Genomic DNA, 13880 nt, shown 5'->3' with positions numbered 1-13880 from the left:
GGTCCGAGAAATGCGCCAGCCCGATTTTTCTTCGCCGCGATTCACCGGGCTTGCGCTGGCGATGCTGACGGCCGCGCTGCTGGCGGGCTGCGCATCCGCGCCACCCGTGGCGCCCTCGCAGCCGCCGGCCAATGCGACCGGCGCGCGGCCCGCAGCGTCGCCGACGCCGACGCCGCCACCGGCGACCGCGCCTGCGGCCACGGATGAAGCGGCGCTCCAGCAAGGCTTTGCGCAGTGGGTCGCGGACTTCCGCACCACCGCGCGCGCAGCGGGCATCAGCGAAGCGACGCTGCATGGGGCATTCGACGATGTCCAGTACCTGCCGCGCGTCATCGAACTGGATCGCGCACAGCCCGAATTCACCCGCACCGTCTGGGACTACCTCGACGGCACCGTGACGGCCCAGCGCGTCGCGCAGGGCCAGGACAAGCTGCAGCAGCTTCGCAGCGAAACCGACGCCGCGGCGCAGCGCTACGGCGTTCCGCCCGCCATCGTGATCGCCATCTGGGGCATGGAAAGCAACTACGGCAGCAACTACGGCAGCACGCCGACCATCGATGCGCTGGCGACGCTGGGCTTCGACGGCCGCCGTGCGGACTGGGCGCGCCGCGAGCTGCTCGCTGCGCTGAAGATCCTCGACAACGGCGACATCGATCGCGCGCACATGATCGGCTCCTGGGCCGGCGCCATGGGCCAGACCCAGTTCCTGCCATCGAACTTCCTGGCCTACGCGGTGGACGGCGATGGCGACGGCCGGCGCGATATCTGGGTCAGCATGGCCGACGTCACGGCTTCGACCGCGAACTTTCTTTCGCGCTCGGGCTGGCAGGCGGGCATGCCCTGGGGTGTCGAGGTCCAGTTGCCAGCCGGGTTCGACGTTGCGCGCGCCGATGCCGGCATCCGCCAGCCCACGGCGCAATGGGTCGCCGAAGGCCTGCGCGCCATGGACGGCCAAGTCTTGCCCGAGTTCGCCGACGGCTCGGTCCTGCTGCTCGCGGGCGCGCGCGGGCCGGCTTTCCTGGTCGGGCCCAATTTCCGGGCCATCCTGCGCTACAACAACTCGACCAGCTACGCGCTCGCGGTCGGCCTCCTGGCGCAGCGCCTGAGCGGCGGCCCGGGCGTGCAGGCGCCGTGGCCACGCGACCTCCAGGCGCTCACGCGCAGCCAGCTGCTGGCGTTGCAGGCCGCGCTGAACCAGCGCGGCTTTGCCAGCGGCGAGCCCGACGGCGTCATGGGCCCGGCCACCCGCGAAGGGCTGCGCCGCTACCAGCGCAGCGTCGGCCTCGCTGCCGACGGCTACCCCACCCTCGACCTGCTTCAGCGCCTGCAGCAGCCCTGATCAGGGCGCGCTTTCCCGCACGCAGGGGGCGCCGGCCCCGGGCGTTCGCGCACCCGAGGGATTTCCCGCTGGCCCGGCGCGGTAGTCCGGCGTAAATTTCATCTCGATAGTAACTATTGGGATGCGATAAATGTCTGCGCATATCCTGATCGATCAGCAAGACCGTGTCGGGCTGATCACGTTGAACAAGCCCGAGAAGCTGAACGCGTGGGATCGCCCGATGCGCGACGACATCGTGCGCGCCCTGCGCGATTTCGACCGCGACGACGGCGTGGGCGCCGTGGTCCTCACCGGCGCGGGCGAGCGGGCCTTTTCGGCCGGGCAGGATTTCGCCGAGGCGCACGACTTCGATGCCGATCGCGCCGAAGTGTGGATCCGCGAATGGGAGACCTTCTACGGCACCTTGCGCCGCCTGACCAAGCCCATCGTGATGGCCCTCAACGGCACTGCGGCGGGCTCCGCGTTCCAGGTCGCGCTGCTCGGGGACATCCGGGTCGCGCATGCGGACGTGCGGATGGGGCAGCCCGAGATCAACGCCGGCATCGCGAGCATCACCGGGCCGTGGATCATGAAGGAAATCCTCGGCATGTCGCGCACCGTCGAGCTCACGCTCACGGGCCGCATGATGCCGGCGGACGAGTGCCATCGCATCGGCCTCGTCCACCATCTGGTGCCGCGGCAGGAGGTGCTGGCGAAGTCGCTGCAGATCGCGAATGAACTCGCCGCCAAGGCGCCGCTCGCGATGAAGCTGGACCGCGCCTGGTTCGCGGACATGACCGAAGCCGCCTTCCAGCACACCATCGCCGCCGCGATCCGCGCGCACCGGGAGTCGTATGCCTCCGGTGAGCCGGCACGGATGATGGAAGACTTCATGGCGAAAAGGCGATGAACACCCCCGGGCTCGCCCACTTCGTGCGTCGTGGACGGCGCGTTGTGCCATGAATCCATCCGTTGCATCGCCCCTCACGCGCGAGATGGCACACGAGATGGACCTCGCGGATCCGCTGGCGGGTTTGCGCGACGCGTTCGCCATCGACGACGGCTCGGCCCTGTACATGGACGGCAATTCGTTCGGCCGCCCGCCTGCATGCACTGCGGCGCTGGTGTCTCAGGCACTCGACACCTGGCGCACGGATCTCATCATCGCGTGGCGCCGATGGATTCATCTGCCGCGCGAGATCGGCGATGCCATCGCGCGATCGGTGGTGCAGGCGAATCCCGGCGAGGTCATCGTCGGCGACGCCACCTCGGTGAATCTCTACAAGGCCGCGGCCGCCGCGCTGGGCGCGCAGTCAGGCCGGCGCACCATCGTCACGAGCGACGACAACTTCCCCACCGACATGTATGTGCTGCAGTCGCTCGCGGCACAACGGTCGCTCGAACTGAAGGTGCTGCATGCCGACCCGGTGCAGGGCCTCGATCCGGCAGTGCTGAAGGCCGGCATCGATTCGGACACGGCGCTGGTCTGCCTGTCGCACGTGGCTTACCGTTCGGGCGCGCTGCTCGACATGGCGCAGGTGACGCGCGCGGTGCACGAGGCCGGCGCGCTGATCCTGTGGGACGTCAGCCATTCGGCGGGCGCGGTCGAGGTGCCGCTGGAAAGCAGCGGCGCCGACCTCGCGGTGGGCTGCACCTACAAGTACCTCAACGGCGGACCCGGCGCACCGTCCTTCGTCTATGTGCGGCAGTCGCAGCAGGCGCGGCTTCGGCAGCCGATCTGGGGGTGGTTCGGCCATCGCGACCAGTTCGCCATGTCGGACAGCTTCGAGCCGGCAGAGGGCATCGAATCCTTCCTGGTCGGCATCCCGGCCATCCTCTCGACCCTTGCGATCGAGCCGGGCGTCGCGCTGATCGCCGAGGCAGGCGTCGACCGGCTGCAGGCGAAAGGCCGGCGGATGACCCAGCTGCTGATCGCGCTCGCCGACGAACGGCTGGCACCGCACGGATTCACCGTCGCGTCGCCGCGCGACGCGCGCCGCAGGGGATCGCACATCACGCTGCGGCATCCGAGGGCCAAGGACATCGTGCGCGCGCTGATCGCGGACCGGGTCGTCCCCGACTTCAGGCCGCCCGACATGCTCAGGCTCGCGCCTGCACCGATGTACACGCGCCATGTCGATGCATGGGACGCGATGGATCGCGTGCGGCAGTGCGCGGCCAGGCTGAATCTCTGAATTGTCTCGTCAACTGAAGGAGTCAACCCGATGCCGGAAAGCAGTTCCCTCGAAAGAGTCCGTCTCGATATCGACGGTCCCATCGCCACGGTCACGCTGGACCGTCCCCACAAGCTCAACGCGCTCTATCCCGAGATGATCCTGCGCCTGGTCGACGTGATCGAGCAGATCCGGCGCGACAACACGGTGCGCGTGATGGTGCTGCGCGGCGAAGGGCGCGCCTTCTGCGCCGGCGACGACCTCGCGCCCGAGGACCGCTTCAAGTACGGACCGCCCGACCTGCAGAGCCGCATGCGCACCGGATTTCCGCGCGCCGTGCTGGACATGCTCACGCTGCGCAAGCCGGTGGTGGGCATCGTGCAGGGCTATGCGGTGGGCGCGGGGCTCGATCTCGCGCTGGCCTGCGACTTCCGCCTCTGCGATCCCGAAACGAAGTTCGGCGCGGTGTACGTGACGCGCGGGCTCGGCGGCGGATCGACCTACCTGCTGCCGCGCTACGTGGGCCTGGGCCGCGCGACGGAGATGCTGCTGCTCGGCCGTTTCATCGAGATGGAGGAGGCCGAGCGGCTGGGGCTGGTCAGCGAGGTCGTGGCCAAGGACAAGCTCGAGGAGCGTGCCTTCGAGCTCGCGCACAAATTGGCGAAAGGCCCGACGCAGGCCTACGGCGCGATCAAGAACGCGCGCAACCAGGGCCTGGGCCTGGACCCGGTGAAGGGCTTCGAGGCGCAGGTGCTCGCGAACGTGGAGCTGATGTTCCACAAGGATGCGCGCATCGGCCCGCGCGCCTTCAAGGAAGGCAAGGTGCCGGAGTTCACCGCCGAATGGATCGACCTGCAGTACGACCCGCTGCGGCCCTACGAGTGAGCGCGGCGACCATGTCCGAAAACGCCCAAGACTTCATCCGCTACGAATGCCGCGACCGCATCGCGACGATCAGCTTCAACCGTCCGCAGAAACTCAACGCGTTCAACGACGCGATGGTGATGCGGCTGGCCGAGGTGCTGCACGAGTTCGACATCGATCCGGCGGCCGACGTCGCCGTGCTGCGCGGCGAGGGCCGTGCCTTCTCCAGCGGTGCCGACGTGCACCAGCGCCAGCTGCGCAGCGAGGAAGACCTGAAGCGCCATGGCGGCTCGCAAGGCTGGGGCGCGCACTCGGCCGACCTGTTCACGCGCGCCATCAACTGGAAGCCGGTGATCGCGGCGCCGCATGGCTTCGCGGTCGGCCTCGGCCTCGGCATGGTGCTCGAAAGCGAGATGGTGGTGGCCGAGGAAGGCACGCGCTTCCAGGTGACCGAGACCTCGCGCGGCCTGGCCTCGTCGAGGTACTGGGCGCTGCTGAACTTCCGCGGTGCCCGATCGTTCGCGACCGAAGCCGCGATCACCGGGCGCTTCTTCACCGCCGAGGAAGCGCTGGCCGCCGGCGTCATCGACCGTGTCGCGCCCAAGGGGCAGCACGTGGCGCAGGCCTGTGAGCTCGCGCGGCAGATCGCCGCCAATCCGCCGCTGAGCGTGCGCGCCACGGTGCGCACGCGCCGGTGGTACATGGACCAGGCCGAGCGCGAGGCCTACCTGCAGACCACGCCGCTCAAACTGCACCTGACCGAGGACTTCAAGGAAAGCGCGCGGGCCTTCGCCGAGAAGCGCAAGGCCGGCCCGTTCAAGGGTCAATGAACCGCGCCCGCATTCGTCTGGACACAACGATCGCATGAAACTTCTCGAATACGAGGGCAAGGCGCTGCTGGCGAGCCACGGCGTGCCGATCCCGCCGGGCGCGCTCTGGCCGAAGCAGCCCGAGGCCGGCGAACGCGGCTGGGTGGTCAAGGCGCAGGTGCTGGCGGGTGGACGCGGCAAGCGCGGTGGCATCCTCATGGCGGCCACGCGCGATGAACTCGAAAGCCAGGCGATTCAGTTGCAAGGAAAGCGTCTCGGCGACGAGCCGGTGCACGCCGTGTACGTCGAGCCGATGCTGCAGATCGCGCACGAGTTCTACCTCGCCGCCTTCGTCAATCGCGATCGTGGCCGCGTGACCGTGATGGCCAGCGCCGCCGGCGGCATGGACATCGAACAGGTGCCTCCGTCGCAGGTCGCGAGCATCGACATCGATCCGCTGATCGGGCTGGCCGGCTTCCAGATCGAGCGCCTGAAGCGTGCGCTCGGTCTCGCGCAGGACATCGGCGTGCAGTTCGAGCACATCGCGAGACAGGTGGTCGAGACACTCATCGGCGAGGACGCCGAACTGGTCGAGATCAACCCCGTGATCCAGACGGCCGATGGCCGCCTCGTGGCCGCCGACGCGAAGGTGGTGCTCGACGACGATGCGGTCGCCCGGCATCCCGCGCGCTCGAGTCCGATCGCATGGTCGTCCGACAGCGCCTTCATGCAGCGCTGCCGCGCGCTCGGCGTGATCGGCGTGGACAACCGTTCGCGGACGCCGCCGCTCGCGCGGCCCGCGGTGGCGCTGCTCGGCAACGGCGCGGGCCTGACGATGGCGACCTACGACCAGATCGCGATGTCCGGCGTGAGCGTGGCCGGCGCGATCGAGCTGCATGGCGCGCTGGCGCGCGGCGTCGCGCACACGGCCGAGGTCATCGGCGCGCTCTTCATGCTCGAGGCCGAGATCGTGTTCATCAATGCCTTCTACCAGCTGCGTTCCACCGACGCCCTGGCGCAGGCGCTGGTGCAGGCGCTCGGCATGCCGGGCGCACCGAGCCGCGACCGCGTGGTGGTGCGCATGCGCGGCGTGAAGCAGGAGAGCTCGCAGAAGATCATGGAAGACGCCGGTTGCTTCTACACCCCCTCGCTGAGCGACGCCGCCGACCGCGTGCTCGCGCTCGCCGCCGCGGTTGCGCCATCGCAGGAGACGGCACGATGAGCATCCTGGTCGGCTCTCATTCGAAGATCCTGGTGCAGGGCATCACCGGCCAGACCGGGCGCCTGTTCGCCGAGAAGATGATCGCCGGCGGCACACCGCTCGTCGGCGGCGTCACGCCGGGCAAGGGCGGCTCGGTGGTCGCCGGCGTGCCGGTCTTCGATTCGATGCGCGAGGCGGTCGAGGCGACCGGCGCCGATGCGGTGCTGTGCTGCATCGCGCCGGCCTATGTGCTGGACGGCATGTACGAAGTGGTGGATGCCGGCATCCCGCTGGCGGTGCTCTACATCGAGAACATCCCGGTGCACGATGCGATCCGCATGTGCGCCTATGCGAAGGCGCGCGGCACGCGCCTGCTCGGCCCCAACTCCGCCGGCACCGTGAGCCCGGGGCGCGCGAACATGTCGGACCTCAACGATGCCAACCTGCGGCCGGGGCGCATCGGCATCGTGTCCAAGAGCGGCACGCTGACCTACGAAGTCATCGACGAACTGCATCGGCACGGCCTGGGCGAATCCACCGTCGTCTGCCTCGGCGGCGACCGCGTCATCGGCACCGACTACGCCGAGGTGCTCGATCTCTTCGAAGCCGATCCCGAGACCGACCTCGTGATCCTGATCGGCGAGCCCGGCGGCGGGCTGGAGTATCCCGCGGCCGCGAAGGCCGCGACGATGCGCACGCCGGTCGTCGCCTACATCACGGGGCAGGCCAGTCCGCAGGATGCGCGCATGGGCCATGCCGGCGCGGTGGTCGGCGAGGACGTGCGCAGCCGGCCGCAAAGCAAGATGCAGGCCTTTGCCTCCGCGGGCGGGGTCGTCGCCCAGCGCGTGACGGACATCGGCGCCCTGGTGGCGCATACGCTGGCCCGCGCGCAAACTCGTTCAAGTTGATGCAACACGGAAGGACAGCGCCATGACGTCGAAGCTCCAGGTCTCATCCCCGGTCCATCGCCGGACCTTCCTGCAAATCGGCGCCGCGATGGCCGGTGCGGGCGCGCTGTGGCGAGCGCCGCGCGCGCTGGCCGCGAGCGATCCGAAGATCGTCGAGGCCGCGAAGAAGGAGGGCACGGTGAGCCTGTACAGCTCGGCCTCCACCGGGCCGTCCAATGCGATCGCCGAGGCGTTCAGGAAGAAGTACGGCATCAACGTCTCGGTGTACCGCGCGGGCTCCGCCGACGTCGCGACGCGCGTGCAGACCGAGGAGTCGGCAGGCCGCACGCAGGCCGACGCGCTGATCATCGAGGAACCCGCGCTCAGCCTGATGCTGCCCTACCTCGCCGACTACGACTCGCCCGAGCGCGCGGCCATCGATGCCGCGTACAAGGCGCCGTCGTACACGCTGATCCGCATGTACATGGCGCAGCTCGGCTGGAACACCGGCACCGTCAAGGCGGCCGATGCGCCCAGGGACTGGAAGGACCTGCTCGATCCGAAATGGAAAGGCCGCTTCGGCTCGCTCGATCCGCACGTGACGGCCACCACGCTCGCGTGGCTGGTGATGGTCGACAAGCTCTACGGCCCTTCGTATCTGCAAGGCTTCGGCGCCAACCAGCCGAAGCTCTACGCCAGCACGAATGCGATGTCGCAGGCCATCGTCTCCGGCGAGATCGACATGGGCCTGACCAACTCCTTCGGCGTGATCCAGATGGCGGACACGGGCGCGCCGATCGCCGGCGTGGTGCCGAAGAACACGGTGCTGTTCGGCGGCAACATCTCGGTGTTCGCCAAGGCGCCGCATCCGAACGCGGCGCGGCTGTTCTGCGATTTCGCGTGCTCGGCGGAAGGGCAGAGCCTCATCAACGTGGCCGGCGCGACGATACCGACCCATCCGGATGCGCGCGCGCCGAAGGCGGGATCGCTGGCCGAGCTGGGCAAGACGCACACCTTCAGCCAGCCCGACTACAAGAAGATCATCGCCGACACGCCGAAGCTGCTGGCCGAATGGGACAAGTACGTCAAATGACGACGACCGATGCATCGCTCGCGCCGCGCGCCGGGCCCGCGGCCGGCACGCGGACGATCGCCTGGGACCGCGTCGTGCTGTCCGCCGTCGCCGCGCTCGCGGTGCTGATGGTCTGCTATCCGGTGCTGTTCGTCGTGCTGCGCAGCATCTCGAAGGACGACATCGGCAGCAGCCTGAGCGCCGAATGGCTGCTGGCGGTCTTCAACTCGGCGCGCAGCCATGAAGCGCTGGTCAACACGGCGATCTACACCGCGGGCTCCAGCCTGCTGGCGATGGTGCTCGGCGTCGGGCTTTCCTTTCTTGCCACGCGCACCGACATGCCGGGCAGCCGTTTCGTCGGCATGCTGGCGCTGCTGCCGATGCTGGTGCCGCCCTTCATCCTGGTGGTCGGCTGGGTGGCGATCGCGGACCCCAGCGCCGGCTATCTCAACATCATGGCGTCCGCGGTGACGGGTTCGCGCACCGTGCTGGCGAACGTCAACACCATGGCCGGCATCATCTGGGTGACCGGGCTCTTTCTCACGCCCTACGTGTACCTGCTCGTCGCGGCGGGCTTCAGCAACAGCGACGCGGCGGTCGAGGAAGCGGCGCGGGTCTCGGGCGCCGGCCGCCTGCGCCTGCTGCGCACCGTGATCCTGCCGCTGCAGCGGCCGGCGCTGCTGGCGGCGCTGCTGCTGGTGGTCATCATGAGCGCGGGCGATTTCATCATCCCCTCGACCATCGGGCTGAAAGCGAGGATCTACCTGCTGCCGAGCCTGATCTGGCAGAACTCCAGTTCGTTCCCGCCGCGCCCGGGTCTGGCCGCGGCGCAATCGCTGCTGCTGGTGGCGGTCGGCTTGCTGTGCATCTTCTTCCAGCGCAGGGCCTTGTCGCGCGGCGCACGCTTCACGATCCTGGGCGGCAAGGGCTCCAGCATCACCCGCTTTCCGCTCGGCAGGCTGCGCCATCCGCTGGCGGTGCTGGCGCTGGTGTTCGCGTTCTGCTCGTCGCTGTTCCCGCTGCTGGCGGTGGGCTCGATGGCGTTCATGAAGTACTGGGCGCCGCACGCCCTCAAGGCCGAGAACTTCACGCTCGGCAACTTCAGGTACGTGCTGTTCGAGTATCCGCAGGTCTGGCCTTCGGTGCAGCACAGCCTGGTGCTGGCGCTGCTGGGTGCGACGGTGTGCGTCGCGCTGGCCGTCGCGCTCGCGTGGTACGTCCTGCGGCTGCGCGGGCGCTTCGCGGCGCTGGTCGACTATGCGATGGTGCTGCCGCTCGGCATGCCCGGCATCGCGCTGGGCGTGGGCATCCTGAGCCTGTGGATCCTGGTGCCGGGCGGCATCTACGGCACCCTGTGGATCCTGCTGCTGGCCTTCGTCACGGCGCACATTCCGGTGGCGATGCAGTTCGTGGGCAGCGCGCTGCACCGCATCCACACCGACCTGGAGGACGCCTCGCGCATCGGCGGCCAGGCCTGGCTGGGCACCGTCCGCAGGATCGACCTGCCGCTGATGCGGCCGGCGCTGATCGGCTGCTGGCTCCTGATGTACGTGGTGATCCTGCGCGAGATATCGCTGGTGATCCTGCTCTACAACCCGAGCACCGTCGTGCTGTCGGTCGGGCTCATGGATGTCTGGTCGAGCGGTTTCTATCCCGAGCTGGCGGTGTATTCGCTGCTGCTCATGGTGCTGGGCCTGGTGCCGGTCGCATTGCTCTGGAAGTTCGCCCGCTTCACGCCGGCCTAGTGCGAGGAATGCCAACGATGGAATCGAAGCAGCACCAGCCGCAGGCCGGCCTGTCGGTCGCCGGCTTGAGCAAGGGCTACGGCCGCGATGCGGGCGCGCTCGCGCTGGACAATTTCACGCTCGACTTTCCGGCCGGCGAGTGCACCGTGCTGCTCGGCCCGAGCGGCTGCGGCAAGACCACGGTGCTGCGTTCGATCGCGGGGCTGGTCACGCCGGATGCGGGGCGCATCGCCATCGATGGCGATGCCGTCTTCGACGGCGCGACGCGCACCAACGTGCCGCCTGAGAAGCGCCGGCTGGGCATGGTGTTCCAGAGCTATGCGCTCTGGCCTCATCTCACGGTCGCGGAGAACATCGCCTACCCCCTGGCCGCCAGCGCCTTGTCGAAGGCGCAGACCGAGGCCAAGGTCGAATCGATGCTTCAATGGGTGGGGCTGGGCGGCATGGGCCGCCGCTTCGCGCACGAACTCTCGGGCGGGCAGCAGCAGCGCGTGTCGCTGGGCCGCGCGATGGTCGGCACGCCGCGCGCGATCCTGTTCGACGAGCCGCTGTCGAACCTCGATGCGCGGCTGCGCGAGCGCATGCGCATGGAGCTGCTGGCACTGCGGCAGCAGGCGCCCTTCACCTCGATCTACGTGACCCACGACCAGCTGGAGGCCATGACGCTCGGCGACCGCGTGGTCGTCATGCGCGCCGGCAGGATCGAGCAGACCGGATCGCCCGAGGATGTCTACAAGCGGCCGAGGACCCGCTTCGCCGCGGACTTCGTCGGCATCCCCAATCTGCTCGAAGGCACGGTGCGGTCGGTGGAAGGCCGCGAGATCGTCGTCGAGACGATCGTCGGCGCCCTGCGCACCGGCGGATGGCGCCGCGACTGGACGGCGGGCGCGCGCTGCACGGTCGCGGTCAGGCCCACGCTCATCCGCATCGAGCGCACGCCGGGCGCGGGCGGCCGGCCGGGGCGGGTCATCCGCAGCGTCTTCCAGGGCACGAGCAGCGTGGACCTCGTGGACCTGGACGGACAGCAGATCGCGGTCGAATCCTTTGCGGAAGAAAGGCACAGTCCCGGCACCGGGGTGTGGGTGCTGCCGACGCCCGGCGCGCTGTTCGCGCTGCTCGACGATTGACGCGCATGCGAGCCGGCCACGGGCTGCTGCCAGAGGGAATCGTCATCGCCATGCCACCTACAATGCCTCGTTCCCGCAAGGTGCACGCGCGTCGTCCCTATGCAGCGCCGCAACCCTGCAGTCTCACTCATCGATAGCAAGCCGAATGGCGCGTCCTCCCCCCGTTCGAAAAACCAAGCCGCAGCCGAAGCCGGCCCGGTCCTCGCTCTTCGTCAACTCCGTCGACAAGGCGATGAAGGTCATGACGGCCTTCGACGGCAGCAAGCGCCACCTGACGCTGTCGCAGATCGCCGCGGCGACCGACATGGACATGAGCTCGGCGCAGCGCTTCACCTACACGCTGGCCGAGCTGGGCTTCCTGAAGAAGGACGAGGAGAACAAGTCCTACGAACTGTCGCCGCGGCTGCTCGACTTCGCCTACCACTACCTCTCGTCGAACGAGCTGCTGTCGCGCGCGACGCCCTATCTGCTGCAGCTGAGTCGCGAAACCTCGGAGACGACCAACGTCACCGTGCTCGACGGCACGGACATCGTCTTCGTGCAGCGCATCGTCAGCCAGCACGTGCTCAATCCGAACGTGGTGGTCGGCAGCCGTTCGCCCGCCTACTGCACGGCGCCGGGCCTCGCGATGCTCGCGCATTTGCCGGGCGAGCAGGTCGATGCCATCCTCGCGCGCTCGACGCTGGTCCAGCACACGCCGCACACCGTCGTGCAGCCGCGCGCGATCAAGGCCCGGCTCGAGAAGATCCGGGCCATCGGCTACGCACACACGGAAGAGGAGTACTACCTCGGCGACATCTCGACGGCGTCCGCGATCCTGGATGCGCGAGGCCATCCCGTCGCCGCGATCAACGTGGCGATGGTGAAGCCGCGCTGGACCGGGCCGGACATCGAGCGCCGCATTTCCGACCTCGTGATCTCGGCCGCGTCGGTGATCTCGGCGCGCCGCTGAAGCCGCCGTTCCGGCCGCGGCCGGAACAGGGAAATAGGGACTCGCTACCATGCACATGGACAGCGAAGGCCGGAGGTTTTGCCGGCCTTGTCCACGCAAAGGAATTCCAATGAGCGAAGAACGCGCAATTCTGGCCGGCGGCTGCTTCTGGGGCATGCAGGATCTGCTGCGGCGCCAGCCCGGCGTGATCTCCACACGCGTGGGCTACTCGGGCGGCGACGTGCCGAACGCGACCTACCGCCATCACGGCACGCATGCCGAAGCCATCGAGATCGTCTTCGATCCGGCCCGCATCGGCTACCGGCGGCTGCTCGAATTCTTCTTCCAGATCCACGACCCGACGACGCGCAACCGGCAGGGCAACGATGTCGGCCTGAGCTACCGTTCGGCGATCTTCTACGCGAACGAGGAACACAAGCGCGTGGCCGAGGACACCATCGCCGACGTCGATGCATCGGGACTCTGGCCCGGCAAGGTCGTCACCGAGCTGGCGCCCGCGGGTCCGTTCTGGGAGGCCGAGCCCGAGCATCAGGATTACCTGGAGCGGATCCCGAACGGCTACACCTGCCACTTCATCCGGCCCGGCTGGCGGCTTCCGGTGCGCGCAGGGGCGGCGTCCTAGCGCCACGGGCCGATCACGCGCGAACGAGCAGTCACCGTGGCCGCGCTTTCCTCGCTGCTCGCCGACGTGCGCGCCTGCGCGATCTGCGCCGAGCATCTGCCGCACGGACCGCGGCCGGTGCTCCAGCTTCATCCGTCGGGACGCATCCTGATCGCGGCGCAGGCACCGGGCCGGCGCGTGCATGACACCGGCATCCCCTTCAACGATCCGAGCGGCGATCGCCTGCGGTCATGGATGGGCATCTCGCGCGAAGTCTTCTACGACGCCCGGCGGCTCGCGATCGTGCCGATGGGTTTCTGCTTTCCCGGCACCGGCAAGTCCGGCGATCTGCCGCCGCGGCCGGAGTGCGCGCCGGCCTGGCGCGCGCCCCTGCTGGCGAGGCTCAGGCATCTGCGGCTCACGCTGGTGATCGGCCAGTACGCGCAGGCCTGGCATCTGCCGAACGAGGGCGCGTCGCTGACCGAGGTCGTGCAGGGCTGGCGCCGCCACTGGCCCGCGATGCTGCCGCTGCCGCATCCCAGCCCGCGCAACAACCTGTGGTTCAAGCGCAATCCGTGGTTCGAGACCGAGATCGTGCCGATGCTGCGCGAACGCGTGGCCGAGGTGCTGGCGTGATGCCCGGATGACAGACAAGGAATTCGAGATGAACGACGCGCTGCACATCGTCTGCCCCCATTGCCAGACCACCAACCGCGTGCGCAGCGAGCAGCTGGCCAGCGCGCCCGATTGCGGCCACTGCCACCGCCCCCTGTTCGAGGCGCATTCCGTCGCCCTGGACGAAGCGGCTTTCGACAAGCATGTCGCGCGCAACCAGATTCCCGTGCTGGTCGATTTCTGGGCGCCGTGGTGCGGGCCCTGCCTGCAGATGGCGCCCGGCTTCGAGCAGGCGGCCGCGCGGCTGGAGCCGCATGTGCGGCTCGCGAAGGTCGATACCGAGGCCGTGCCTGCGCTGGCACGGCGCTTCGACATCCGCAGCATTCCGACGCTGGCGCTCTTTCGCGGTGGCCGCGAGGTGGCACGGCAGGCCGGCGCCATGGGTGCGTCCGACATCGTGCGGTGGGTCCAGGCGAAGTCGGCGGCTGCCGGCACCTGAGCCGCCTTGAGTTCCG

The 13880-nt window shown here is 68.9% G+C and carries 14 protein-coding genes; all 14 read left to right on the top strand.

The genetic code is table 11. The features are described from left to right. The first annotated feature begins 10 nt into the window (after positions 1 to 10). Entirely contained in the window at positions 11 to 1339 is a 1329-nt protein-coding gene (locus WDLP6_RS20865) for a lytic murein transglycosylase (protein WP_162595183.1), read from the top strand. A 130-nt stretch (positions 1340 to 1469) separates the two neighbouring features. Further along, positions 1470 to 2228 carry an enoyl-CoA hydratase/isomerase family protein gene (locus tag WDLP6_RS20860; protein ID WP_162593888.1) on the top strand — a complete coding sequence of 253 codons (759 nt, stop codon included), beginning with the start codon at positions 1470 to 1472 and terminating at the stop codon, positions 2226 to 2228. Between the two features lie 49 nt (positions 2229 to 2277). Further along, complete coding sequence (gene kynU / locus WDLP6_RS20855; RefSeq protein ID WP_162593887.1) at positions 2278 to 3513, top strand: kynureninase; 1236 nt, start codon at positions 2278 to 2280, stop codon at positions 3511 to 3513. 30 nt (positions 3514 to 3543) lie between these two features. Beyond that, positions 3544 to 4377 carry an enoyl-CoA hydratase/isomerase family protein gene (locus WDLP6_RS20850; RefSeq protein WP_162593886.1) on the top strand — a complete coding sequence of 278 codons (834 nt, stop codon included), beginning with the start codon at positions 3544 to 3546 and terminating at the stop codon, positions 4375 to 4377. A gap of 11 nt (positions 4378 to 4388) precedes the next feature. Next, complete coding sequence (locus WDLP6_RS20845; RefSeq protein ID WP_162569118.1) at positions 4389 to 5186, top strand: enoyl-CoA hydratase/isomerase family protein; 798 nt, start codon at positions 4389 to 4391, stop codon at positions 5184 to 5186. Positions 5187 to 5220: 34 nt separating this feature from the next. Then, on the top strand, positions 5221 to 6387 hold the full coding sequence (locus tag WDLP6_RS20840) for an ATP-grasp domain-containing protein (RefSeq protein WP_162593885.1): 1167 nt from the start codon (positions 5221 to 5223) through the stop codon (positions 6385 to 6387). After that, the gene (locus WDLP6_RS20835; protein ID WP_162593884.1) at positions 6384 to 7274 is read left to right on the top strand and encodes a succinate--CoA ligase subunit alpha; all 891 of its coding nucleotides are present in this window, start codon (positions 6384 to 6386) and stop codon (positions 7272 to 7274) included. Before WDLP6_RS20840 ends, WDLP6_RS20835 begins: the two co-directional genes overlap by 4 nt. A 22-nt stretch (positions 7275 to 7296) precedes the next feature. Further along, positions 7297 to 8346, top strand: coding sequence for an ABC transporter substrate-binding protein (locus WDLP6_RS20830; protein WP_162593883.1), 1050 nt, complete (start codon positions 7297 to 7299; stop codon positions 8344 to 8346). After that, positions 8343 to 10070: an ABC transporter permease gene (locus WDLP6_RS20825; RefSeq protein ID WP_162593882.1), complete on the top strand. Its 1728-nt coding sequence runs from the start codon at positions 8343 to 8345 to the stop codon at positions 10068 to 10070. The genes WDLP6_RS20830 and WDLP6_RS20825 overlap by 4 nt, the downstream gene beginning before the upstream one ends. A 17-nt stretch (positions 10071 to 10087) precedes the next feature. After that, positions 10088 to 11197, top strand: coding sequence for an ABC transporter ATP-binding protein (locus tag WDLP6_RS20820; protein WP_162593881.1), 1110 nt, complete (start codon positions 10088 to 10090; stop codon positions 11195 to 11197). 145 nt (positions 11198 to 11342) lie between these two features. Further along, positions 11343 to 12149 carry an IclR family transcriptional regulator gene (locus WDLP6_RS20815; protein ID WP_232077171.1) on the top strand — a complete coding sequence of 269 codons (807 nt, stop codon included), beginning with the start codon at positions 11343 to 11345 and terminating at the stop codon, positions 12147 to 12149. Between the two features lie 109 nt (positions 12150 to 12258). Continuing rightward, positions 12259 to 12771 carry a peptide-methionine (S)-S-oxide reductase MsrA gene (msrA, locus tag WDLP6_RS20810; protein ID WP_162593880.1) on the top strand — a complete coding sequence of 171 codons (513 nt, stop codon included), beginning with the start codon at positions 12259 to 12261 and terminating at the stop codon, positions 12769 to 12771. Positions 12772 to 12807: 36 nt separating this feature from the next. Continuing rightward, the gene (locus tag WDLP6_RS20805) at positions 12808 to 13386 is read left to right on the top strand and encodes a uracil-DNA glycosylase family protein (RefSeq protein WP_162593879.1); all 579 of its coding nucleotides are present in this window, start codon (positions 12808 to 12810) and stop codon (positions 13384 to 13386) included. Between the two features lie 28 nt (positions 13387 to 13414). Next, the gene (trxC, locus tag WDLP6_RS20800; protein WP_162593878.1) at positions 13415 to 13864 is read left to right on the top strand and encodes a thioredoxin TrxC; all 450 of its coding nucleotides are present in this window, start codon (positions 13415 to 13417) and stop codon (positions 13862 to 13864) included. The last annotated feature ends 16 nt before the right edge of the window (positions 13865 to 13880 follow it).

Origin of the sequence: Variovorax sp. PBL-E5, from assembly GCF_901827185.1 — a bacterium.
Classification (GTDB): domain Bacteria; phylum Pseudomonadota; class Gammaproteobacteria; order Burkholderiales; family Burkholderiaceae_C; genus Variovorax.
The sequence above is the reverse complement of the archived record's forward strand: the minus strand, read 5'-3'. Positions and strand labels throughout refer to the sequence as shown.